The sequence below is a fragment of the Micromonospora sp. WMMD1274 genome (genome assembly GCF_049179035.1).
Lineage (GTDB): Bacteria > Actinomycetota > Actinomycetes > Mycobacteriales > Micromonosporaceae > Micromonospora > Micromonospora tulbaghiae.
Genome location: NZ_JBMHMG010000001.1, coordinates 4348277 through 4372865, shown reverse-complemented (window position 1 = coordinate 4372865; position 24589 = coordinate 4348277). Strand labels below are relative to the sequence as shown.

The window sequence follows — 24589 nt, the reverse complement described above, 5'->3', positions numbered from 1 at the left end:
CTTGCACTTTCGGTCCTCGGCGCGGGGCATTCGCCCCTTTCGCCCGGGGCGGAAAGCGCAAGATCAGCGAGGGGCGACAGGGCTGTCGGTGGCGGCCCGGCGCTGGGCCAGGGCGGCGAACGCCGTCAGGGACTCGGGATTGGCCAGGGCGCCCTTGGCCGCCGCGCTGTCCACCGGGGTGCCCGTCAGGATCTTCTTCACCGGCACCTCCAGCTTCTTCGCGCTCAACGTGCGCGGCACGGCCCGGACCTGGTGGATCTCGTCCGGCACGTGCCGCGGCGACAGGGCGGTACGCAGCTCCCGGCAGATCTTTCGCCGCATCTCGTCGTCGAGTTCCAGGCCGTCGGCAAGCACCACGAACAGCAGCAGCTCGCCTGCGCCGCCCTCATCGTCCTCCAGGTGCACGACCACCGAGTCGACCACCTCGTCCAGTCCCTCGACCACGGAGTAGAACTCGGCGGTGCCCAGCCGTACGCCGCCCCGGTTGAGCGTGGCGTCGGACCGGCCGGTGATCACGCACCCGCCGCGCTCGTTCACGGTGATCCAGTCGCCGTGGCGCCACACGCCGGGATAGACCTCGAAGTACGCCTCCCGGTAGCGGGCGCCGTCCGGGTCGTTCCAGAACCCGACCGGCATGCTCGGCATCGGCTCGGTGATCACCAGCTCGCCGAGTTGCCCGATCACGGCGCTGCCGTCGGCGGAGCGGGCCTCCACCTTCGCGCCGAGCGCCCGGCAGGCGATCTCACCGGCGTACACCGGCAGCAGCGGCACGCCGCCGACGAACCCGGTGCACACGTCGGTGCCGCCGGACAGCGACTGGAGCTGGAGGCGGTCGCTGACGTTCTCGTACACCCAGGTGAAGCCCTCGGCCGGCAGCGGCGCGCCGGTCGAGCCGAGGCCGCGCACCGCGGACAGGTCGGCGATGTCCCGCGGCACCAGCCCGGCCTTGCGGCAGGCCAGCAGGAACGGCGCGGACGTCCCGAAGTACGTGGTGCCGGTGTCGGCGGCCAGCCGCCACAGCGCGCCCAGGTCGGGATGGCCCGGGTTGCCGTCGAACAGCACGATCGCCGCGCCCACCGCCGGGCCGGAGACCAGGAAGTTCCACATCATCCAGCCGGTCGTGGTGAACCACAGGAACCGGTCGGACGGACCCAGGTCGTGGTGCAGCGCCAGCATCTTGAGGTGTTCCAGCAGGATGCCGCCGTGGCCGTGCACGATCGGCTTGGGCAGGCCGGTGGTGCCGGAGGAGTAGAGCACGTACAGCGGGTGGTCGAAGGCGACAGGCGTGAACGTCAGCGGCTCGTCGGTGTCCGCCGCCAGCTCCGCCCACGGCAGCGCGCCGTCGGGGGCCGGGCCGTCCGGATCGAGGTACGCGACGGCGACGGTGTGCCGCAGCGACGGCAGCGCGGCCCGGATCGCGGCCACCTCGGCGCGCCGGTCGACCGGCTTGTCGCCGTACCGGTAGCCGTCCACTGCGACCAGCACCGTGGGCTCGATCTGCTGCCAGCGGTCGGTGACGCTGCGGGTGCCGAACTCGGGCGCGCAGGAGGAGAAGATCGCGCCGAGGCTGGCGGTGGCGAGCAGCAGCACGTACGTCTCGGGGATGTTCGGCGCGTACGCGGCCACGCGGTCGCCCGGCCCCACGCCGAGGCGGCGCAGCCCGGCGGCCACCCGGCGGACCCGCTCACGCAGCCCGGCCGCGGTGAGCGTCTCCGGTGCGCGGGTCTGCCCGTGTGCTATCACCGCCGGGTCGTCGTCGCCCAGCCCCGGCATCCGCAGCACGTTCTCGGCGTAGTTGAGCGTCGCGCCGGGGAACCAGCGGGCGCCCGGCATGGCCCGGTCGGTGAGGGTGGCACTCGGTGGGGTGTGCGCGACCACGTCGAACCAGTCCCAGATCGAGCGCCAGAACGCGTCCAGGTCGGTCACCGACCACTGCCACAGCGCGTCGTAGTCGGCGAACTCCAGCCCGCGGTGCTCGGCCAGCCAGCGCAGGTAGTCACCGATCCGGGACCGCTCCCGCACGTCCGCCGGCGGCGTCCACAGCACGTCAGCCACTGTTCCACCCTCCCCTGGGCCCGCCACGACGGTGTGCCGGAGCCGTGGCGCCATCTTGCCCTACCTCGTGCCGCCATTGTCCGCGCCGGGTGCGCCGTACGGGGCGTGCCCCGCCCACACCCCGCACCCCGGGCCGGTGTGGGCGGGGCACCGGTCAGCCGGCCCGGTGGGCCTGGATCGCGCGGCGCCGGGCGAGCCGGTGCGCGCGCCGGATCTCGGCCTCCCGGAAGCGGCGCTCGTCCTCCGGCGTCTCGGGCAGCACCGGGCGGACCGGGCGGGGCGAGCCACCCACGTCGACGCCCACGAAGACCAGGTACGCGGTGGCGACCCGGACCGGCTCCTCCTCGGCCGAGTCCCAGCGCTCGGCGACCACCCGCACCCCGACCTCCATCGAGGTCTGGCCGGTCCAGTTGATCTGTGCGTGCGCGTGCACGAGGTCGCCCACCCGGACCGGCTCGGAGAAGACGATCTCGTCGATGGACGCGGTCACCGCGGTGCCGCCGCTGTGCCGCGCAGCCGCCGCACCGGCAACGTCGTCCACGAATTTCATCAGTACCCCACCGTGCACGGTCCCGTACAGATTGACATCGACCGCGGTCATGATGCGACTGAGCGTGACGCGGGAGTACGAGGTCGGCTTACCCGGCGGGACCGCGGGATGATCTGTCATGCCGGAAACGGTACGGTGCGCGGATGCGACATCTCTGGAGCTTCCTCGCCGGGTTGGCGGTGGCACCCGTCACCTGGGTGCTCGTCACGCTCGGTCAGGACGGATCTGAGCGGACCGTCGACCGCTGGGTGGAGATCGGGACGTACAGCACGCCGAACCTGATCGAGCCGGCCGTCTATCTGGGCGTCGCCGGCATCCTGCTCGGCCTGCTCGGCACGTTGCGCTTCTCGCCGTTCGGCCCGCTGGTGGCCGGCCTGCTGCTCGCTGTCCCGTACCTCGGACTGTTCGTCGCGCCGTTCAGTGTGCGGGACCGGGTGCCGGACGACCTGAAGCTGCTCGGTGACCCGCTGCCGCTGCGCGACCCGCTCGACAACGGCACGCTGTTCCTCATCGGCGTGCTGCTGCTGATGGCCGTGTTCAGCACGAGCCGCTGGCGGCGCCCCGCCACACCCGCGACGGCCGAGGCGGAGCTGACCCCGGCCGTCACACCGGTGGAGCACAAGCCGGCGCTCACCGACTGGCCCCCGGCGCCGGCGAAGGACCCGGACACGCCGCCGCTGACGCTGGCGTACCCCGAGGCCCCCACCGAACCCCTGCCCCGCCGCACCGGCGGCGAGTCGCCGTGGTCCGCGCCCCCGCGCGGCGCGGGTCGGCCGGAGGGCACCGAAAGCCGTTGAACGAGCGCGGGCGGGCCGGTACGCAACCGGCCCGCCCGCCCGAACGCCCTGCCGTCAGCCCTTGAGCAGCTGACGCGCCATCACGATGCGCTGCACCTGGTTGGTGCCCTCGTAGATCTGGGTGATCTTGGCGTCCCGCATCATCCGCTCGACCGGGTAGTCGCGGGTGTAGCCGTAGCCGCCGAGCAGCTGGACCGCGTCCGTGGTGATCTCCATCGCGGCGTCCGACGCGAAGCACTTCGCCGCCGCGCCGAAGTAGGTCAGATCCGCGTCGCCGCGCTCGGACTTGCCGGCGGCGGTGTACGTGAGCTGCCGCGCCGCCTCCAGCTTCATGCCCATGTCGGCGAGCATGAACTGGATGCCCTGGAAGTCGGCGACCGCCTTGCCGAACTGCTTGCGCTCCTGGACGTAGCCCTTGGCGTAGTCCAGCGCGCCCTGCGCGATGCCGACCGCCTGGGCGGCGATGGTGACCCGGGTGTGGTCCAGCGTCTTCATGGCGGTGGCGAAGCCGGTGCCCTCGGCGCCGATCATGCGGTCGGCCGGGATCCGGACGTTGTCGAAGTAGACCTCGCGGGTGGGCGAGCCCTTGATGCCGAGCTTCTTCTCCGGCGCGCCGAAGCTGACGCCCGGGTCGGACTTCTCCACCACGAACGCGGAGATGCCCTTCGACCGGGCTGTGGGATCGGTCACGGCGAACACGGTGTAGTACTCGGACACGCCCGCGTTGGTGATCCACCGCTTCACGCCGTTGAGCACCCAGTGGTCTCCGTCACGTACCGCCTTGGTGGTCATCGAGGCGGCGTCGCTGCCCGCCTCCGGCTCGGAGAGGCAGTAGGAGAACATGCCCTCCCCGGCCGCGACCGGGGTGAGGTACTTGCGCTTCAGCTCCTCGGAGCCGGCCAGCAGCAGCGGCATGGTGCCCAGCTTGTTCACCGCCGGGATCAGCGAGGACGACGCGCAGGCCCGGGCCACCTCCTCGATCACGATGGCCGTGGCCAGCGCATCGGCGCCGGCGCCGCCGTACTCGACCGGGATGTGCGGGGCGTGGAAGTCGGCCGCGCGCAGAGCCTCGTAGGACGCCTTGGGGAACTCACCTGTCTCGTCCGCCTCGGCGGCGTGCGGAGCCACCTTGGCCGCACAGACCTCACGGACCGCCTCCCGGATCGCCTCGTGCTCCTCCGGCAACCGGTAGACGTCGAACGACTGCTCTGCGGCCATGTCGGCCCTCCCCTTTCACCGCTATCATGCGCAGTCTGTGCCGCCCGGAGGCCGACGACTGCCGCAAACTGAAGGATAGCCACCGGCCCCGGCCGAACCTTACCGGCGGGTAGGCTCGCGCCCGAGCCTCGCCCGCCCGACCCCATTACCCTCACAGCAGACATCCAGTTCCCTCGGTGCCCGGCTCGGCGCCCCAGCAGAATGCGACGCGTGGAAGCGCCGCCAGTGCGAGCGGAGAAGACAGGCGTGACGATTCCGTACCCGAACACCCAGCCGATGCCCGCCATCGCCGCGGTGACCCCGCCGTCCGGCGCCGCCCGCCCGCGGGTGACGTTCCTCGGCACCGGCTACCTCGGTGCGACCTACGCCATCTGCTACGCGGAGCTGGGCTACGAGGTGCTCGGCTTCGACGTCGACGCGGACAAGATCGCCAAGCTGAACGCGGGCGAGGTGCCGATCCACGAGCCGGGCCTCGACGAGCTGCTGCGGCGCAACCTGGCCGCCGGGCGGCTGCGGTTCAGCACCGACATCCAGGAGACCGCCGACTTCGGCGACGTCCACTTCATCTGCGTCGGCACCCCGCAGCGGGCCGACGGGATGGGCGCCGACCTGTCGTACGTCGAGGCGTCCGTGACCAGCCTCGCCCAGCACCTGACCCGCAAGGCGCTGATCGTCGGCAAGTCCACCGTGCCGGTGGGCACCGCCGAGTGGGTGGAGCAGCTCGTCGGCAAGCACACCCCGGCCGACCTCGGCGTCGAGGTGGCGTGGAGCCCCGAGTTCCTCCAGGAGGGCTTCGCCGTCGACGACGTGCTCCGTCCGAACCGGATCGTGGTCGGCGTCAAGAGCGAGTGGGCCAACGGCATGCTCTTCGCCGCCCACAAAGGCGTCTTCGACCTCGCCGCCACCGAGGACCGCGAGGTGCCGCTGGTGGTCACCGACTTCGCCACCGCCGAGCTGGTCAAGGTCGCCGCGAACGCGTTCCTCGCCACCAAGATCTCCTTCATCAACGCGATGGCCGAGGTCTGCGAGGCGGCCGGCGGCGACGTCACCCAGCTCGCCCGCTCGATCGGCTACGACCCGCGTATCGGCAACCGCTTCCTCCAGGCCGGGCTGGGCTTCGGCGGCGCCTGCCTGCCCAAGGACATCCGCGCCTTCCAGGCCCGGGCGCAGGAGCTGGGCGCCGGTGAGGCGCTGCGCTTCCTGCACGAGGTCGACCTGATCAACCAGCGCCGCCGCAGTCGCGTGGTGCAGCTCGCCGCCGAACTGCTCGGCCGCCGCTCCGGCCCGGCCGGCCCGGACCTGTCCGGCACCCGGGTCGCGGTGCTCGGCGCCACGTTCAAACCCAACACCGACGACGTACGCGACGCGCCGGCGCTCGCGGTCGCCTCGCTGCTCGGCAAGGCCGGCGCCGACGTGCACGTGTTCGACCCGCAGGGGATCGAGAACGCGCGCCGGGCGGTGCCCGAGCTGACGTACGAGGAGACCATGAACGACGCCGTCCGCGGCGCCGACCTGGTCTGCGTGCTCACCGAGTGGGCCGAGTTCCGCAACGCCGACCCGGTCGCCCTGGGCGAGCTGGCGAACGGCCGCAAGGTGGTCGACGGGCGCAACTGCCTCGACTCGACACTGTGGACGCAGGCCGGCTGGGAGTACCGCGGCATGGGCCGCCCCTGACCCGCTGACCGTGCGGACCGGCCGCCGGGGAACGTCTCCCCGGCGGCCGGTCCGTTTTTGTTGTCCGGAACGCGGCGGCAACTGTCGAAATCCCGGCCCACTCAAGGCATGCTGCCTCTGGGAGGTCCACAGTGCGGGGGCACGGGCGGACGGGAGACTGTCGTGGAGAGCTTCAGGTGCGCCTCGTGCGGGCAGGACATCAAGCCCGCCGTCGTCTGCCCGCACTGCGGCGCGCACCAGCCCCAGTGGGCCGAGCACCTGGCCGAAATCGAGCGCTCGATCGCCGAGATGAAGGCCCGCGACGCCGAGATCGCCCGGGAACAGCGGCAGATCGCCGCCAAGATGCAGGCCGCCCTCTTCCAGCGGGACATCCTGGCGCACGCCGGTGAGGAACGGATCCGGCAGGCCACCCGGCCGCGCCGGGTCCTGCGCCGCCGGCCCGGCCGCCGCCCGCCCACCGCCGCCACCGGCGCGCCACCCCGGGTGCCCCGCCAGGGCACCCCGCCGCCCGGCCCACCGGAGGACCTGCCCCCGTCGCCGCCGCGCGGTCGCCCGCGCTGGCTCGACGCGGACGACCCGGAGCACCCGCCCGAGGCGTCCTCGCGCGAGGTGCAGAACATCCCGCTCGGGCTGGGCGCGCTCCTGCTCGGCGTCGCCGCCGTGGTCTTCGCCGCGGTCGCCACCAGCTCGATGGACGCGCTGGCCCGCCTCGGCGTGCTGCTCGTGGCGACGGCGCTGATGCTGCTCGCCCCGCCGGTGCTGGCCCGGCGCGGGCTCACCTCCACCGCCGAGACCATCGCGGCGGTCGGGTTGCTGCTGGTGCCGCTGGCCGGGTACGCGCTCTGGGCCGTGGACCGGATAGGCGGCGGCTCGTCGGGCGCCGCGTTCGCCGGGACGATCTTCCTGGTCACCACGCTCGTCGCCCTCGGGTACGCGTACGGGACCGGTCTGCGCGCGCCACGCTTCGCCACCGTGCTGGCCGCCCAGCCGGTGCTGCCCCTGCTGGCGTACGAGCGGATCACCGGGCCGGTCGGCTGGGCGCTGGTGCTGACCGTGGTGGCCGTGCTCGACCTGGCGCTCGCCCGTTCGGCGGTGGTACGCGAGCGCCCCGTCCGGCGTGACCTGCCCGCCACCGAGCCGGCCCCGCCCGTCCCGCCCCGGCAACGCGCCGACGACGACCGGCCCGAGTCGGCGCCGGAGGAGTCCGCCGAGGTGCTGGGCGGTGAGACGCCGCCGGGTCCGGCCGCCACCGGCACCGCCCGGCCGGTGCCCTGGCTGCCCGAGCTGACCTGGCTGCTGCACGGCGTGGCGGTCGCGTTCGCGCTGGCGTACGCGGTCACCGGCCTGCTGCGCGCCGCCACGGTGCCGCCGGCCGCAGCCGCGGGCACGGTGCTGCTGCTCGCCGCCCTGGTCGCGCTGGCCGGGGCGCTGGTGCTACGCCGGCCGCCGCTGCCGGACGTGGGCGCCGGCATCCTCACGCTGGCGGTCATCGGCGCGCTCGGGCGGGTCGCCTCGGTGGCCCTGCCCGGCCGGTCCCTGCTGCTCATCTCCGCCGTCATAGCGCTGACCGGGCTCGCCGTCCGGGCCGTACCGGAGACGGCCCGGCGTGGTCCGCAGATCGCCTCCGCGGTGGCGCTCACGGTCAGCGGCCTGGTGGTGGCCGGTGGCGCGCTGCGCGCCGGGCTGGCCCCGGTCCGGGCCGCGCTGCCCGCGTGGTCGGCGGACCTGAGCGGATGGCACGCCGAGCTGGCCCGGGCGGTCGGCCCGACCGGCTGGCAGCTCGCGGCCAGCGCGTTGCTGCTGACCGTCGCCGCCGTGATCGCGCTGCCGGCCGAGATCCGGCGCGAGTTCGCCGTGGTCGGTGCGGCGCTCACCGCGCTCGCCGTACCCGCGTCGCTCGGTCTCGGCTGGGCGGCGGCCTGCTGGCCGATGCTGCTGACCGCTGTCGCGGTCGGCGTGCTCGGGCTGACCGCACGCACCGAACGGGCCGCGGCGGCGCACGCGGTGACAGCGGGCGGGCTGGGCCTGATCGGCGCGGGCGCGGCGCTCGCCCGCCCGGCGCTCACCGCCGCCGCGCTGACGGTGCTGTTCCTGGCCGGGGCGCTGGTGTCCCTCGCCCCCCGGGTCCGGCTCGCCGCCGCCGCGACGGAGACGGTCTGCGCCTGGGCCGCCGGTGGCGCGGCGTTCGCCCTGCCCGGCGCCGTCGCCGCGTTCGTGGCGGCCACGGTGCCGACGCCGCCGGTCGCCACACCGGCGAACCTGCGTGAGATCACCGTGCCGATCCTCGCGGCGAGTTTCCTCGCCGTCTGCGTGACGCTCGGCTACGCCGCCCTGGTGCAGGTGGCGCAGCGGCATCTGAGCATGCCGCACGCGCTCGGCACGGTGCTCGGCACGGTGGCAGTCGCCGCCGCCGCGTTCGGCGCGCCGGGCGCGACCTCGGCCGACGCCTGGGTGGGCAGCCTGCTCCTGGTCGCCGCCGCGCTGCTGGCGCTCGCTCCGCGCATCGACGCCGGGCGCCGGGCCGACATGTCCCTCGACGGGTCCGACCTGGCGCTGGCCGCCACCACCGTGGCGCTCGTCGCCACGCTGGCCCGGATCGCCGCGGTGCTCGCTCCCGGCGGCCAGCTCGTGGTGGCCTCCGCACTTGTGCTGCTGGTAGCGGTGGCCGCCCGGGCGTTGCCCGACGAGTGGCGGCGCGGCCCGATCCTCGGCATCGCCGCCGGTGGCACGCTGATCGGGTTGATCGCCGCCTGGAGCGCCTTGCGCGGCGGGCTCGGCGTGCTCGCCACGCCCGGCCCGATCTGGGCCGGCGACCTGACCGGCTGGCCGGCCGCGCCGACCGGCGGCTCGACCTGGCAGGCCCCGGTGGCGCTGGCGCTGCTGGCGGTGACAGCGGCCATCCTGCTGCCGCCACCGTGGAAGTACGACGTCTCCGGCCTGGCCGCCGTGCTCGCCACGGTGGGCGCACCCGCCGCGTTCGACCTGCCCTGGTGGTCCCCGGTGCTGGTCGGCTGCATGGTCGCCACCGTCTACGGCATGGCTGCCGCGGCCGCTGTCGATCCCCGGGCCGCGCTGTCCCGGGCCACCGTGGCCGGGGTGGTGGCGCTGCACGCGGCCGGGGCCGGGCTGGTACGGCCGTGGACCACGGCGCTGGCGCTCGGCAGCATCGCGCTGATCGGCGCGACGGTGGCCGCGGTGGCCCGCACGCTCGCGCCGTCGCTCGTCGACGACATCCGCACCGAGGGCATGCCGCCGCACCTGGTGCAGGTGGGCGGCGCGGGTGCCGGAGCCGCAGTGCTCGCGCTGCCCGGCGCGGTGGCCGCGCTGGCAGTCGAGTACGGCCGCCCGCCCCAGGTGGTGCTCACCGCCGCGCTCGCCGCCGCCAGCATCGGTCTGGCCGCGATCGCGGCGGTACGCCGGCAGGTGCCGCAGTACCTTCCGTACGCCAGCGTCGCGGTGGTCGGCGCGGCCACCGTCACCGCCGCCGCGGCGCTCGCTGTCGGCCTGCCGGCGGGCGTGTTCGCCGCCGCCGCCGCGCTGCTCGGTGTGCTCGCCGAGCTGGTGCGGGCCGCCACCGTCCCGCCCGCCGGTTCGGGCCGGCCGGTACGCCGCTGGACCGTGCTGCTCAACGGCGCGCTGCGGCGTGCCCCGGACGATCCCGAGCTGCGCTGGCGGGTCAGCCCGGCCGCCGGTGCGCTCGCCGCCGCGGCGCTGCCCACCGCGCTGGCGCTGGCCACCCTGGCGCCGTCGCTCGTGGTGGCGCTGTTCTCGCCCTTCGCGGTGCTGAGCCGGGTGTGGCAGGGCCCGCCACCGGAGTTGCTGACCCCGCCGCCGGAGGCGGTCAACCCCACGCACGTGCTCACCGCGCTGCTGCTGACAGTGACCGCGGCCCTCGCCGCCACCGGATTCAGCGGCGGGCGTCGGTCCCGGGCGGTGCCGGTGATCCTGCCCGGCGCGGCGATCACGCTGCTGATCACGCCGGTGGCGCTCGGCAAGGGCTGGCCGGTGACCGCACTGGCCGCGCTCGCGGTGTTCACCATCTCGATGCTCGGGCTGGCGCTCACCCCGCCGCCGGCGATCGCCGAGCCGGGCCGGTCGATCCGGGTGGCCCGGGTGCTGGTCTTCGCGCTCGGGCTGGCCGCCGGTGGCGCCGGGCTCGCCGGCAGCCTCGCCACGAGCGACCTGACCGTGTTCACGCTCGGCGGGGCGGTCGGCGTGGGTGCCGTCGCCGCGCTGTTCGGCACCACCCAGCGGGCGCGCATCCTGGGCTGGTTGTTCGGCTCGGTGATGGCTCAGCTGTTCGTGCTCACGATCGGCCTGAAGTCCGGGCTGGCGGCCGTCTGGTCCGCGTTCGGGGTGCTCGCGGTCGGCGCGGCGTTGCAGGTGTTCGCCGCCACGCTGCCCCGGCTGCGCCGCCCCGAGGCATACCGGGAGGCGGCCACAGTCGAGTGGAGCGGCTACGGGGCGGCGCTCATCGCGCTGGCGCTGGCGTACGACTCGCCCCGGCACATCGCCGCGCTGCTGGCCGCATGGGGCGCGGTCCTCGGGGTGGCGGCCAGCCGTCCGGGACGCCGGCCGATGGAGCGCAACCTTCTGTTCTGGGCGGTGGTGGCCTGCGAGATCAGCGCCTGGTGGATCCTGATGCGGGTGGCCGACGTGGCGCTGCCGGAGGCGTACACGCTGCCGTTCGCCGCGCTCGCCCTGCTGGTCGGCGTCCTGCAACTGCGGCACCGGCCCGACCTGTCGAGCTGGGTGGCGTACGGGCCGGCGCTGGTCACCGCGTTCCTGCCCACGCTGGCGATCGTCATCGCCACCGAATCGAGCATGCTGCGTCAGGTGCTGCTGCTGCTCGGCGCCGTCGCGGTGCTGATCTTCGGCTCGACCAGCCGGCAGCAGGCCCCGGTGATCGTCGGCGCGACGGTGACGGCGATCGCGGCCGTGCACGCGTTGTTCAGCCTCGGCCCGTGGCTGGTGCTGATCCCGGTCGGCATCGTGCTGCTGGTGCTCGGTGCGAGCAACGAACGTCGCCGTCGCGCCCAGGAACGCCTCCAGACCGCGCTGCGCGGCATGCGGTGAGCCGTCCGGCCCGGGCTGTGACCGGCCCGGGCTGCGACCGGCCCGGGCTGCGACCGGCCCGGGCTGCGACCGGCCCGGGCTGTGACTGGTCGGCCTAGCCGGCGCGCGCCCGGGTCCGCGGCACCCTGCGAGACGGCCCTCAACCCGGTCACGCTCCGTGCCGGCCGGGCGCGGCGGGAGTATTCCCCTCTGCCGCCTTTGCTCTGCACCCACCGACGCAGCAGTTACCCGACGTGACAATCGCCGTCGCCGAGCCGCTGGCGTCGAAATGCCGCGTCGCAGTTCAGGGCGATGGTGCGCCGATGGCTGCAGAGCAAAGGCGGCGGAGGGCAGCAACCCTCGCCCGCCAGGTTGGTCACGCAGAGCGACCAGGCGGGGTTGAGCACGCAGGGTGACGGGTGGTCAGATCAGGGAGGCGCGCAGCGCGGCTTCCTTCTCGGCGACCAGATCCTCCAGGCTCGCCTGGTAGGCGGCCATCCTGTCGCGCAGCACCGGGTCGGAGGCGCCCAGGATGCGTACCGCCAGCAGGCCGGCGTTGCGGGCGTTGCCGATCGACACGGTGGCGACCGGCACGCCCGCCGGCATCTGCACGATGGACAGCAGCGAGTCCATGCCGTCCAGGTACTTCAGCGGCACCGGTACGCCGATCACCGGCAGCGGGGTGACCGAGGCGACCATGCCGGGCAGGTGCGCCGCTCCGCCCGCGCCCGCGATGATCACCTGGACACCACGGCCGGCGGCGGACCGGCCGTACTCGATCATCTTGACCGGGGTGCGGTGCGCCGAGACCACGCCCACCTCGTACGGCACGCCGAACTCGTCGAGCGCCTCGGCGGCGGCCTTCATGACCGGCCAGTCCGAGTCGCTGCCCATGATCAGCCCGACCGTGCTCATCAGTGCCCCTCCTGGAGCCAGCGGGCGGCACGCGCAGCCCGGGCCCGTACGTCAGCCAGGTCGTTGCCGAGCACGGTGACGTGCCCGATCTTGCGGCCCGGGCGGACCTGCTTGCCGTACAGGTGGACCTTGGCCCCGGGCTCGGCGGCGAACAGGTGGTGCAGCCGCTCGTCGACGGAGATGCCGCCCGGCTCGCCGCCGAGCACGTTCGCCATCACCACGACCGGCGCGGTCAGCGAGGTGTCCCCCATCGGGTAGTCGAGCACGGCTCGCAGGTGCTGCTCGAACTGCGAGGTCCGGGCCCCCTCGATGGTCCAGTGCCCGGAGTTGTGCGGCCGCATCGCCAGCTCGTTCACGACCAGCCCGGACGGCGTGTCGAACAGCTCCACCGCGAGCAGGCCGACCACGCCGAGCGCGGTCGCCAGGTCGATGGCGAGCTGCTGCGCGGCCACGGCCTGCTCCTCGGGCAGGTCGGGCGCGGGCGCCAGCACCTCGACGCAGATGCCGTCGCGCTGCACCGTTTCCACCACGGGGTACGCGGCGACCTGCCCGAACGGTGAGCGGGCGACCTGCACGGCCAGCTCCCGGCGCAGCGCCACCCGCTCCTCGACCAGCAGCGGGGTGCCACCCGCGAGCAGGGTGGCGGCCAGCTCGCCGGCCTGGCCGGCGTCGTCGACCATCCAGACGCCGCGGCCGTCGTAGCCGCCCCGGGCGGCCTTGAGCACCACCGGCCAGCCCGTCTCCTCGCCGAAGGCGATCAGGTCAGCCGGGGACTCCACCGGACGCCAGGCCGGATTCGGCGCGCCCAGCTCGCCGAGCCGTTCCCGCATCACCCGCTTGTCCTGCGCGTGCACCAGCGCCTCGGCCGGCGGGAACAGCTTCACGCCCTCGTCGGTCAGGGCGCGGATGTGCTCGTTGGGGACGTGCTCGTGGTCGAAGGTGACCACGTCGCAGCCCTTGGCGAACGTACGCAGCGCGGCCAGGTCGGTGTGGTCGCCGTACTGGACGTCGGCGGCGACCAGCGCGGCGCCGTCGTCCGGGGCTTGCGCCAGCACGCGCAGCGACTGGCCGAGAGCGATGGCGGCCTGGTGGGTCATCCGGGCGAGCTGGCCGCCACCCACCATGCCCACGACGGGGAGACCGGTACGGGAGTCCATAGCGCCGCCAGCCTATAAGGGCCGGTACCGGGCCGGACCGTGAGGGCGGCCCGGCCCGCTCCGCTCAGCCGAGCTGCGCGATCAGCTCGTCGACGCCGGTCACCGGCCGCTGGCAGACGAAGCCCCGGCAGACGTACGCGGCGGGCCGCCCGTCGACGAACGGCCGCCCGGCCAGCAGCGGCACGCCGGGCTGGTCCGGGGCGCCGGCCACCACCACCGCGCCGGGCGGGGCGTGGCGCCGCGCCGCGGCCACCAGCGGGTCGCCCTCCGGGTCGCCGGTCGCCACTGCGATCTCGTACGGCCCGGACAGCAGCGCCTCGCCGACGGTGGCCGAGTACCCGGTGAACCGGGCGTGCCGGTCGACGATCGGCGCGACAGTCGACAGCGTCTTCTCGGCCGCCTCCCGGTAGCGGGTCTCCCCGGTCAGCGCCGCGTACGCCACGAGCGCCGCGACGATCGCCGACCGGCCCGACGGGGTCGCGTTGTCGGTCGGGTCGGCGGGCCGGGTGACCAGGCGCTCGGCGTCGTCGGCCGTGTCGTAGAAGGCGCCGTCCGGGCCGGCGAACCGGGCCAGCGCCACGTCGAGCAGCTCACCGGCCAGGCTCAGCCACCGCCCCTCGCCGGTGAGCTGGTGCATCGCGCAGAACGCCTCGGCGACGCAGCCGTAGTCCTCCAGCACGCCGGCCGGCTCACCCACGACCTTGTCCCGGGAGACCCGGCGCAGCCGGCCGTCCACCAGGTGCGCGGCGGCCAGGTGCTCGGCCGCGTCCCGCATCGCGCCGTCGGAGACGATGAGGACGCCGTCCATCAGGTTCGCATCCTCGTCGTCGGGCGACACGAGAAGCGTGGCGACCTGCTGGAACTCCGCGATGGCGGTGATCGCGAGCCCGTTCCAGGCGGCCACCACCTTGTCGTCGCGGGCCGGCTGGGGGCGGGTGTCGCGGGCGGCCAGCAGCCGGCCCACCACGTCCTGCCAGCGGGCCCGCACCTCGGGGTCGGCGTCGTCGACGTCCCGCGCCAGCCGCAGCACGCTGGTGCCGTGCTCGAACGTGCCGTCGGCGGTGACGCCGAACAGGTCCGCGGCGAACCGGCCGTCGTCCTCCCCCAGCACCTCGGCGAGCTGGTCGGGCGTCCAGACGTAGGTGAGCCCCTCGACGCCCTCGGTGTCCGCGTCGAGCGCCGAGGCGAAGCCCTCACCGGCCCGGTGCAGCTCGTCGGCGAGGAACCGGGCGGTGTCGCGGGCCACCCGGCGGGCCAGCCGGTCGCCGGTGAGCCGCCAGAGCTGGGTGTAGACCCGCAGCAGCAGCGCGTTGTCGTAGAGCATCTTCTCGAAGTGCGGCACGGTCCAGTGGCCGTCCACCGAGTAGCGGGCGAAGCCGCCCGCGAGCTGGTCGTTGAGGCCGCCGCGAGCCATCGCCTCGCAGGTGTGCCGGACGATCTCAAGGCTGCGCGCCGAGCCGGTGCGCTGGTGGTGCCGGAGCAGGAACAGCAGGTTCATGTGCGGCAGGAACTTCGGCGCGCCGCCGAAACCGCCGTTCGTCTCGTCGTACTCCCGGGCGAGCTGACCGGCGGCGGCGTCGAGCAGTTCGGCGGTGAGCGGGGCGGTGACGCCGCCGACTGCCTGCGCGCCGCCGATCGCCTCGACCACGGCGGCACCCTGCCGCAGCACCGCCTCGCGCTGGTCGCGCCAGGCGGTGGCGACCGAGCCGAGCAGGCGGACGAAGTTGGCGCGGGGGAAGTACGTGCCGCAGAAGAACGGGGTGCCGTCCGGCGTGGCGAAGACGGTCATCGGCCAGCCGCCCTGCCCGGTCATCGCCTGGGTGGCGGTCATGTAGACCGCGTCGACGTCGGGGCGCTCCTCGCGGTCGACCTTGACGCAGACGAAGTCGTCGTTCATCAGCCGGGCCACGGCCTCGTTCTCGAACGACTCGTGGGCCATCACGTGGCACCAGTGGCAGGCCGCGTAGCCGACCGAGATCAGCACCGGCACGTCGCGCCGCTTCGCCTCGGCGAACGCCTCGTCGCACCACGGCCACCAGTCGACCGGGTTGTCGGCGTGCTGGAGCAGATAGGGCGAGGTGGCCTTGGCGAGTCGGTTCACCACCCGACCCTATCCACCATCGCCTTCCGACGCCGCCGGTGCGGCACGGGTCAGGAGGCGCCGTCGGCGCGCAGCGGGAAGACGTTGCCGACAGCGGCGTCGCGCAGCGACCCCAGCACCGCGGCGATCTTGTCGGCCGGCATCGGCTTGAAGAAGTGGTAGCCCTGGGCGGCGGTGCAGCCCAGCTCGGCCAGCGCGGTGCGTTGCTCGGCGGTCTCGACGCCCTCGGCCACCACCCGCAGCCCCAGCTCGTGGGCCAGCCCGACGGTGGTCCGGACGATCGCCGCCGCCTCCGGTGAGTCGGCCATCCGGAGCACGAACGAGCGGTCCACCTTCAACTCGTCCACGGCGATCCGGGTGAGGAACGTCAGCGACGAGAACCCGGTGCCGAAGTCGTCCACCGCGAGCTGCACGCCCATGCCGCGCAGCGTGGCCAGCACCTCGTCGATGACCTCCAGCTCGCTCATCACCACCGTCTCGGTGATCTCCAGGACCAGCCGGTGCGGCGGCACCTGGTGGCGGCGCAGCGCCTCCTCGATCTCGGCGGGCAGCCGCGGATCGAGCAGGCTGCGCGCGGACAGGTTCACCGAGATCGGGACGTCCAGCCCGTCCCGCGCCCATCCGGAGGCGACGGCCAGCGCCTTGTCCAGCACGTACCGGGTGAAGCTGCCGAGCTGCTCGCTGTTCTCCACCGGGCGGATGAAGTCGGCCGGGCCGAGCCAGCCCCGGCGCGGATGCCGCCACCGGATCAGCGCCTCCACCCCGGTCGGCGCGCCGGTCGCCAGGTCCACCGCCGGCTGCAACGCCAGCACCAGCTGGTCGTCGGCGGCCAGGGCCTCCCGCATCTCCGCGAGCAACGCCAGGTGGTCGGTGCTCGCCGCGTCGCGGGAACTGTCGTACGCGGCGACGCTGCCGCCGCCCTCCTTCGCCTGGTACATGGCGATGTCGGCACGCCGCAGCAGCTCGGTCAGGTCGGCCGCGCCCGCGTCGGCGACCACCACGCCCACCGCCACCTCGACGGACATCCGTACCCCGGCCACCTCGGTCGGAGCGGCGAGGCGCTCGGCGACCTCCCGGGCCTGGCGCAGCGCGTACGCCAGCGGGGCCGTCCGGTCCTCGACCAGCGGAACCGAGGTCAGCAGCAGGGCGAACTCGTCGCCGCCGAGGCGCCCGAGCAGGTCGCCCGGCCGGGTCAGCGCGGCGAGACGGTTGGAGGTGAGCCGCAGCAACTGGTCGCCCGCCGAGTGCCCGAGCGTGTCGTTGACCTCCTTGAACTGGTTCACGTCGAGCAGCAGCAGGGCCACCGGGTGGTCGTGCGCGCGCTGCCGCAGCGCCTGGTCCCCCTTGGCCAGCAGCGCCGCCCGGTTGAGCAGTCCGGTGAGCTGGTCGTGCACCGCGTCGTACGACGAGCGGGCGGTGACCAGACGCAGCTCCCGGTGCGTGGCGGCGTCGTGCAGGGCGGCGGCCAGGGCGTCGCCGAAGGCCGCCACGCCGTCGCGTTCCCGGGCGCTCGGCGGGGCGGACCGGGCGAACCGCACCCGCAGGTGCCCGACCTCGGCCGATCCCACCGCGAGGCGCCGCACCAGTTCGTGCTCCCCCGGGTCGGCGCCGGCGGACGGCTCCACCTCCCGGTCACGGACCTGCCCGCCGCGGTCGGCCCGGTAGCGGCGCCAGCGGCCCTCGCCCCGGGCCACGTCGACCTCGACCAGTTCCGCGCCGAACAGGGTGAGCGCGCCGGTCACCGCGGCGGTCGCCACGCCGCGCTCGTCGAGCTGGTTGAGCGCGGCGGTGGCCTCGGCGAACGCCCGCCAGGTGCGCCGCTCCTGGTCGGCGCGGAGCCGGTGCCGGTAGGTCTGCTGGAGCAGCCAGAGCGGTGGCGGCAGGAGCAGCAGCCAGCGCGCGTCGAGTTCGAGCAGCGCGACGACCACCAGGCCGACCGCCACGTTGCCGACGAACATGAGCAGCTTGCCGCGCAGCGCGGCGAGCAGCGGCGGCCCGATCGCGATGCCGTGCCGCAGCGCGAGCGTGACGGCGCCCAGGAAGGCGGTGGTCAGCAGGTACGCGACCGCGGCGGCGGAGAGCGTGAGCGCCAGCTCCGGGGTCGGCGCGGCGAGCAGCGGCGGGCCGAGCGCGGTGGCCACGGCCGCGGCGAGCGCGGTGGCGGCGGTGAGCGTACCGGCGATACCGACCAGTTCCAGTGCGGGACGGCGGTCGGAGACCACCGACATCGCGGTCCAGGCGGCGCCCACGCCAAGCAGGGCGGCGGCCGGGAGCCAGCCGGCCGGCACCAGCCAGAGGCAGACCACGAGCGCGGCCTCGCCCCAGGTGATGCTCACCATGCCCGAGGCGCTGCGGAAGCGCAGCCGGGCGAGCTGGGCCACCGCGAACGCGGCGGCGGCGATGCCGAAGCGCGCCGGACCGGGCAGTGCCTCGCCGGCCGGCAGGTGCGACGGGACGGTGAGGCCGAGCGCGGCGGCGAGCAGACCGGTCAGCGCGACCGCGACGGTGAGCAGGACGACGCCCACCGGTGTCCCGCGCAGGCCGATCCGGTCGGGGGAACGGTCGGCCGGCTCGGTGGTCACGGGGCCGCCCCGTCAACGGGTCGGGCCGGGGCATGGTCGGGGGCCGGTGCTGTCTTCGACATCGGCGTCCCCCTTCCGCGCAGGGTCCGGGGCCTGACGGTCCCCCCGGCGGAAGGCTAAGCCAAAGCCGGTGGTCGCAACAGGGGGCGACGACCGGCTTCGACGTGATTCACGCGGTGTTCAGCTGTTCCGGTGCTGCTGGGAGCCGTTGGGCGCGTTCGTCGGTGAATCCTGCTCGACGAGCCCGTCTGTCGGATCGGCGACTGCGGAATCGGCCCGGCCCGGGGCGCCCTGCTGCGGGAAGCGGTCGGGCAGCCGGCGCAGCCGGGCGTTCATGTTGCGGATCAGCAGGACGGTGACGGTGGCCAGCGCGACGATCAGGAAGAGGCCCATCGGACCGGCCAGACCACCCGTGCGGGTGTCACCGAAGTTGTTCTGCGCGAGCACCTCGACGGTGGTCAGCATGGTGTTCCTCCGATGTGCGACTGAGCACCAGGGTAGCCCCCGGCCCGGTCAGTGGGCACGGCACGCCTCACGTACGCCCGCGAACAGGTCGGACTCCGGCAGCGGGCTGTCGACCAGCGAACGGGCGAGTTGGAAGTCCTCCGTCGGCCAGGCGCGCTTCTGCAGCTCCATCGGCACCTGGAACCAGAAGCCGTCCGGGTCGATCTGGGTGGCGTGCGCGCGCAGCGCGTCGTCGCGGACCGGGAAGTAGTCGGCGCACTCGACCCGGGTGGTGATCCGGGCGCCCTTGTCGGGGCGCTCGTCCCAGCGCTTCATCCACTCGCCGTACGGCGATTCGAGCCCGGCGGCGAGCACCGCCTCGTGCAGGCTCATGATCTTGGCGCGGGAGAAGCCCACGTCGTAGTAGAGCTTCAGCGGCTGCCACGGCTCGCCCAGCTCGGGGTGGCGCTCCGGGTCACCGGCCGCGTCGAACGCCGCCACGGTGATCTTGTGGGTCATGATGTGGTCGGGGTGCGGGTAGCCGCCCTCCTCGTCGTACGTGGTGACGACGTGCGGGCGGAACTGCCGCATCAGGCGCACCAGCGGCGCGGCGGCGACGTCCACGTCCTGGAGGGCGAAGCAGCCCTCGGGCAGCGGCGGCAGCGGGTCGCCCTCGGGCAGCCCGGAGTCGACGAAGCCGAGCCACGCCTGCTCGACGCCGAGGATGGCCCGGGCGGCGTCCATCTCGGCGCGCCGGATGTCACCGATGTTCGCCCAGACGTCGGGGCGGTCCATCTTGGGGTTGAGCACGCTGCCCCGCTCGCCACCGGTGGCGGTGACGACCAGGACGTCCACCCCCTCAGCGACGTATTTCGCCATCATGGCGGCGCCCTTGCTCGACTCGTCGTCGGGATGGGCGTGCACCGCCATGAGACGCAGCTGTTCTGCCACCTTCGGCGCTCCTCGTCTGTGCCCGCCGACCGGCCCCCGGGCCGACCGGCTGACCTGCCGGAATCTCCCCCCGCGCCCGCGAAAGCCCCCGTGACGGCCGGCCGGGCCCGCCACCGGAGTGGCCAGGGCCACGCCCGCCGGTCCAGGCCGACCTGCCATCCTTGACTCAGCGCCGGGCTGGGAAGATGGACCTAGCCATTCTTGCCGATGCCGCCGACAACAACGCCAGGAGATACCCGCCGGTGAGCGAGACGCACGCCACAGTCGCCGCGGAGGCGCCGGCCTTCCCGCCGGGCCGCTACGGCCGCCGCCGGGAGCCGGGACGCCGCCGGCCACTCCTGCTCGCCCTCACGGTGACGGTCCTCCTCGCCGTCCTCGGGCTGGGCGCGGCGAAGCTCTACTACCAGTACGGCGACCCGCAGTACCAGGGCGAGATGATCAGCTACACCGACATCACCGACTCCCGGGTGGTGGTCGACTTCCGGGTCACCGTGCCGCCGGGCGGCTCCGCCACCTGTCTGCTGCGGGCCCGCTCCCACGACGGGGCCCAGGTGGGCAGCGCCGAGACCACCGTGACCGCGGAGCCCGGCCAGCGCCACATCCGCACCCGGCAGGAGGTGCCCACGAGCGCCCGGCCGTTCATCGGCGAGGTCCTGCGCTGCCGGCCCGCCGGCTGAGCCGGACCGCCGGCGAGTCGCCGGCCACCGCACCCCGGCCCGCCACCGGCACCCGGGGTGATTGATCACACCTCGACGCGACCCGCACTGGTAGCCTTGCAAGTTCACCTGTCAGCCAGTCCGCACCAATCGAGGAGACCGCCTGTGTCCACAAATGGAAACGAGGCGCCCGCCACCTGGCTGTCCCAGGACGCCTACGACCGTCTGCAGGCCGAGCTCGACGAGCTGATCGCCAACCGGCCGGTCATCGCCGCCGAGATCAACGCCCGTCGCGAGGAGGGCGACCTGCGGGAGAACGGTGGCTACCACGCCGCCCGTGAGGAGCAGGGCAAGGCCGAGGGCCGCATTCTCTACCTCAAGGAGCTGCTGCGCACCGCCAAGGTCGGTGAGGCGCCGGACACCGACGCGGTGTCGCCGGGCATGGTCGTGAAGATCTACTTCGACGACGACGCCGACGACAGCGAGACCTTCCTGCTCGGCTCCCGGGAGATCGCCTCCACCACCGACCTCACGGTCTACAGCCCCGAGTCCGCGCTCGGCAAGGCGATCCTCGGTGGCAAGGCGGGGCAGACCTGCACCTACACCGCGCCGAGCGGCGCCGATATCAAGGTGACCATCGTCTCCTTCGAGCCGTACAGCGGCTGACCCCTTCCGGACCCGCGCCGGATGGCTCGGGTCCCGAACCCGACCGAGGCTGACAGGCCCTCCTCGGACCCGAGCCGCACACCCGAACGCCCCGACCGGATCATCCGGCCGGGGCGTTCGCGTTCCGCTGTGGTGCTCCCGTTCCGCTCGGGCGTCACGAATCCGCCGAAGGGCTCAGCCCTCGCCGGTGAAGACCACCTGGTAGCCGCTCGCCCGCAACGCGCTGATCAGCGTGTCCGAGTGCTCCACCCCGCGGGTCTCCACGGACAGGGCCACCTCCACCTCGCCGAGGCGCAGGTGCGGGTTGGCGCGCTGGTGCACCACGTCCACCACGTTGGCCCGGTGCTCGGCGATCTCGCCGAGCAGGGAGGCGAGCTGGCCGGGCCGGTCCGTGCAGCGCACGGTGATCCGCAGGAACCGGCCGGCCGCCGCCAGGCCGTGCTCGATCACCCGGAGCATCAGCAGCGGGTCGATGTTGCCGCCGGACAGCACCGCGACGACCGGCGCGGTCACCTCCACCGCGCCGGCCAGCAGCGCCGCCACGCCGACCGCGCCGGCCGGCTCGACGACCTGCTTGCCGCGTTCCAGCAGCATCAGCAGCGCCCGGGAGATGTCCTCCTCGGAGACCGTGACGACCTCGTCGACGAGCTTGCGGACGTGGGTGAAGGTCAGCTCGCCCGGACGGCCGACGGCGATCCCGTCGGCGATCGTCGCGAACGAGGGCAGCCGCATCGGCTCGCCGGCCCGCAGCGAGGGCGGGAAGGCGGCGGCGCTCGCCGCCTGGACCCCGATCACGCGTACGTCGGGACGCAGCGCCTTGGCCGCCACCGCCATGCCCGAGACCAGCCCGCCGCCGCCCACCCCGGTCACGATGGTGCGCACGTCCGGACACTGTTCGAGGATCTCCAGCGCCACGGTGCCCTGCCCGGCGATGACGTCCGCGTGGTCGAACGGGTGGATGAACACCGCGCCGGTCCGCTCGGCGAAGGTCTGCGCCGCGACGAGCGACTCGTCCACCGTGTTGCCGACCAGCTCGATCTGCGCGCCGTACCCCTTCGTCGCGGCGACCTTCGGCAGCGGCGCGTTCACCGGCATGAAGACGGTGGCGTGCGCGCCGACCAGCCCGGCGGCGAGCGCCACCCCCTGGGCGTGGTTGCCGGCGCTCGCCGCGACCACGCCGCGGGCCCGCTCCTCGGCCGAGAGCCGGGAGATCCGCACGTACGCGCCGCGCACCTTGTACGACCCGGCGCGCTGGAGGTTCTCGCACTTGAGCCAGACCGGCCCGTCGAGCGCGGCGCTGAGCGGCCGGGACGGCTCCAGCGGGGTGGTACGGGTGACACCGGCGAGCAGTTCCCGCGCGGCCTGTACGTCGGCGAGACCGACCAGTTCCGTCATGCCCCGATCGTGCCACCCTGGGCGGGCGGAACCTGCGGCGACGTCGGCGCGACCGGCATCGGCGCGGCGGGCGCGGGCCAGCCCGGTTGACCGGGCCAGGCGGACTGGCCGGGCCGGACCGGCTGTCCCGGCCACGCGGGGACGGCCCGCGCCAGCCGGTCCTGCTGGGCGGCGGAGATCCGGCGGATCAGCACGACGAACGTGATCCCGGCGACCAGGCAGGCCACCGCCGGCACCAGCCGGGGCGCGAGCGCGTCCTCGTAGAAGCGCACGTACGTGCCGAACTCCGCGTCGTTGCGGGGCAGCTCGGTCAGCCGGTCGTAGCGCTGCTGCTCGGCCCGGGCGACGAACCGGTCACCGATCAGGAACACCAGCCAGCTCGCCCACCACACCCCGACGAGCCACGACTGGCGGCGCTGCCAGACGCTGTTACGGAGCAGGTCGGCGAGCACCCGGGCCGGTACGACGAAGTTGGCGAACGGCACCAGCCAGCCGGCGATGGCCCACGCCGGGCCGAGGTTCGGCACCGCGCCCGGGAACGCGTCCAGGTTCTTGCGGGCCCGCCAGGTCCAGATCACCACGAGCGTCCCCGCGGTCAGCAGGGCGAGCAGGTACGGCAGCGAGAACAGCACCTCGGCCAGCACCGCGCCGAGCAGCACGTCCCGGTCGAGCTGCTCGGCGGCCGAACGGGCCATCCGCACACCCACGAGCGGGAACAGCGCCGTGAGCAGGTAGCACAGGGTGACGGCGCCGACCGCGAACGCGCCGGCCACGGCCAGGCCACGCACGCCGTACGTGGGCATGCCGGGACTCACCGCGGGCTGACCGACGCGGGTGCCGCAGCGCAGGCACTCCTCATGGGCCGGGGACGTGGGGTCCCCGCAGGTCTGGCAGTACATCGGGGACCGTCCGAGGTGGTGTGCGCGACAGGGGTGCGCACACGCTAGACGATCACGCGGTGGCCGGCGACCCCGTTCCGACGCGGGGATAGCCGGGTGCGTGCCGGGCCCACGGCGCCTGCATCTCGAACTGGCCGGCCACCCCGAGCAGCAGCAGTTCGGAGCCGGGCGGGCCGACGAACTGCACGCCCACCGGCAGGCCGTCCGGGCGGCGCCCGACCGGCACCACGATCGACGGGAGCCCGGCGATGTTCCACGGCGCCGCGTACGGGGCGTACCTGATGTTGGTCGACATGTTCGCGAGCCAGGAGCGGCCCGACCACCCGGCGGCCTCCGGCGGCGGCCCGGCCAGCGCCGGGGTGAGCAGCAGGTCGATCGAGTTGTCCGCGAAGAAGTGCACGGACCGTTCGCGCCAGGCGGCCCGGTCGGCCTCCCGCACGTACCCCCGGCGCTGCGCCCACTCGCCGAGCGCGACGTGCCGGCGGCTGCGTCGCTGGAGCTGGCGCGGCGCCACCCCGGCGGCGCGCACGTCGGCGGCGGCGGCCGCGAACCAGGTGGCGATGCCCTGGAGGCCGAGCCGGGTCGGGTAGACCGGGTCGGCGGGCACGGTGTCGTGGCCGGCGGCGGCGAGCAGCCGGCCGGCGGCGGCGACCGCGTCCCGGTTCGGCGCGTCCGGCGAGACGCCGCGTACCGGCGACCGCAGCGAGACGCCCACCCGCAGCCGCTCCGGCGGGACCAGCTTGTCCGGCCGGCGGCCGGCCAGCACCGAGAAGCCGACCACCGCGTCGGCGACGGTGCTGGTCAGCACGCCGTGCTCGGTGAGGCCGAACCAGTCGTCCGCACCGAGCTGGCAGGGCACCACGCCCCGGCCGGGCTTGAGCCCGACCAGGCCGCAGCAGGCCGCCGGGATGCGGATCGACCCGAGGCCGTCGTTGCCGTGGGCCATCGGCACCAGCCCGGCGGCCACCGCGGTGGCCGCGCCGCCGGACGAGCCGCCGGGGGTACGCGCCAGGTCCCACGGGTTGCGGGTGACGGCGGTGTCGTCGTCGGTGAGGGCCCACAGGCCCAGCTCCGGCATCCGGGTCACGCCGAGGATGACAGCGCCCGCGCCGCGAAGCCGCCGGACCACCTCGTGGTCGGCCTCCGCCACCTCGGTACGCATGGCGGCCGACCCGTTCCAGGTGGGCAGGCCGGCCACCGGCGTGTTCTCCTTGACCGCCACCGGCACGCCGGCCAGCGGCAGGTTCGCCAGTTCCTCCTGCTCGTCGACCTTCTCCGCCTCGGTGATCGCCTCGCCGCCGCGTACCGTGCGGAACGCGCCCAGCTCGGCGTCGACCCGGGCGACGTGGTCCAGGTGGTCGGCGACGACCTGGGTGGCGGAGACGTCGCCACGGCGTACCGCCCGGGCGATCTGTTTCGCGGTCGTCCCGACCCAGGTCGTCGGCAAGATCTCCGGCACTGCCACCCTCCCCAG

General features: G+C 74.3%; 17 protein-coding genes. 5 read left to right on the top strand and 12 right to left on the bottom strand.

The features are described from left to right. Positions 1-63 precede the first annotated feature (63 nt). Positions 64-2055, bottom strand: coding sequence for an acetoacetate--CoA ligase (locus ACN27D_RS20815; RefSeq protein ID WP_421499771.1), 1992 nt, complete (start codon positions 2053-2055; stop codon positions 64-66). 154 nt (positions 2056-2209) lie between these two features. Further along, complete coding sequence (locus tag ACN27D_RS20810; RefSeq protein WP_091418577.1) at positions 2210-2725, bottom strand: acyl-CoA thioesterase; 516 nt, start codon at positions 2723-2725, stop codon at positions 2210-2212. Positions 2726-2748: 23 nt separating this feature from the next. On the opposite strand from ACN27D_RS20810, the gene ACN27D_RS20805 reads away from it, so the two are divergent. Beyond that, on the top strand, positions 2749-3402 hold the full coding sequence (locus ACN27D_RS20805) for a hypothetical protein (RefSeq protein WP_120571561.1): 654 nt from the start codon (positions 2749-2751) through the stop codon (positions 3400-3402). Between the two features lie 54 nt (positions 3403-3456). On the opposite strand, the gene ACN27D_RS20800 is transcribed toward ACN27D_RS20805, so the two are convergent. Then, positions 3457-4620, bottom strand: coding sequence for an acyl-CoA dehydrogenase family protein (locus ACN27D_RS20800; protein WP_120571562.1), 1164 nt, complete (start codon positions 4618-4620; stop codon positions 3457-3459). A 246-nt stretch (positions 4621-4866) separates the two neighbouring features. Between ACN27D_RS20800 and ACN27D_RS20795 the strand changes: the two genes are divergently transcribed. Beyond that, the gene (locus ACN27D_RS20795) at positions 4867-6294 is read left to right on the top strand and encodes a UDP-glucose dehydrogenase family protein (RefSeq protein ID WP_120571563.1); all 1428 of its coding nucleotides are present in this window, start codon (positions 4867-4869) and stop codon (positions 6292-6294) included. 162 nt (positions 6295-6456) lie between these two features. Further along, positions 6457-11370, top strand: coding sequence for an SCO7613 C-terminal domain-containing membrane protein (locus tag ACN27D_RS20790; RefSeq protein ID WP_421499770.1), 4914 nt, complete (start codon positions 6457-6459; stop codon positions 11368-11370). Between the two features lie 402 nt (positions 11371-11772). On the opposite strand, the gene purE is transcribed toward ACN27D_RS20790, so the two are convergent. The 6 genes from purE to mca all read right to left on the bottom strand — a co-directional run bounded on the left by purE (position 11773) and on the right by mca (position 19499). Beyond that, complete coding sequence (purE, locus tag ACN27D_RS20785) at positions 11773-12264, bottom strand: 5-(carboxyamino)imidazole ribonucleotide mutase (protein WP_358169548.1); 492 nt, start codon at positions 12262-12264, stop codon at positions 11773-11775. Beyond that, complete coding sequence (locus ACN27D_RS20780) at positions 12264-13421, bottom strand: 5-(carboxyamino)imidazole ribonucleotide synthase (RefSeq protein WP_358169547.1); 1158 nt, start codon at positions 13419-13421, stop codon at positions 12264-12266. Before ACN27D_RS20780 ends, purE begins: the two co-directional genes overlap by 1 nt. A 64-nt stretch (positions 13422-13485) precedes the next feature. Next, entirely contained in the window at positions 13486-15522 is a 2037-nt protein-coding gene (locus ACN27D_RS20775) for a thioredoxin domain-containing protein (RefSeq protein WP_421499769.1), read from the bottom strand. Positions 15523-15572: 50 nt separating this feature from the next. Continuing rightward, complete coding sequence (locus tag ACN27D_RS20770) at positions 15573-18068, bottom strand: putative bifunctional diguanylate cyclase/phosphodiesterase (RefSeq protein WP_421501179.1); 2496 nt, start codon at positions 18066-18068, stop codon at positions 15573-15575. A gap of 216 nt (positions 18069-18284) precedes the next feature. After that, positions 18285-18569, bottom strand: a complete 285-nt coding sequence (locus ACN27D_RS20765; RefSeq protein WP_120571568.1) for a hypothetical protein — start codon at positions 18567-18569, stop codon at positions 18285-18287. A 48-nt stretch (positions 18570-18617) separates the two neighbouring features. Beyond that, positions 18618-19499 (bottom strand): mycothiol conjugate amidase Mca, encoded by an 882-nt coding sequence (gene mca / locus ACN27D_RS20760; RefSeq protein WP_120571569.1) that lies wholly within the window; start codon positions 19497-19499, stop codon positions 18618-18620. A 242-nt stretch (positions 19500-19741) separates the two neighbouring features. On the opposite strand from mca, the gene ACN27D_RS20755 reads away from it, so the two are divergent. Further along, a complete protein-coding gene (locus ACN27D_RS20755; RefSeq protein WP_121684807.1) occupies positions 19742-20176 on the top strand; it encodes a DUF4307 domain-containing protein in 435 nt (144 codons plus the stop codon). A 144-nt stretch (positions 20177-20320) separates the two neighbouring features. Then, the gene (greA, locus tag ACN27D_RS20750; RefSeq protein ID WP_013284133.1) at positions 20321-20821 is read left to right on the top strand and encodes a transcription elongation factor GreA; all 501 of its coding nucleotides are present in this window, start codon (positions 20321-20323) and stop codon (positions 20819-20821) included. A gap of 174 nt (positions 20822-20995) precedes the next feature. On the opposite strand, the gene ilvA is transcribed toward greA, so the two are convergent. From ilvA to ACN27D_RS20735, 3 genes are all read right to left on the bottom strand, one after another. Then, on the bottom strand, positions 20996-22216 hold the full coding sequence (gene ilvA / locus ACN27D_RS20745) for a threonine ammonia-lyase (RefSeq protein WP_121684808.1): 1221 nt from the start codon (positions 22214-22216) through the stop codon (positions 20996-20998). Beyond that, the gene (locus tag ACN27D_RS20740; protein ID WP_421499768.1) at positions 22213-23019 is read right to left on the bottom strand and encodes a DUF4328 domain-containing protein; all 807 of its coding nucleotides are present in this window, start codon (positions 23017-23019) and stop codon (positions 22213-22215) included. The genes ilvA and ACN27D_RS20740 overlap by 4 nt, the downstream gene beginning before the upstream one ends. A 148-nt stretch (positions 23020-23167) precedes the next feature. Further along, the gene (locus ACN27D_RS20735) at positions 23168-24580 is read right to left on the bottom strand and encodes an amidase (RefSeq protein ID WP_421499767.1); all 1413 of its coding nucleotides are present in this window, start codon (positions 24578-24580) and stop codon (positions 23168-23170) included. Positions 24581-24589 lie beyond the last annotated feature (9 nt).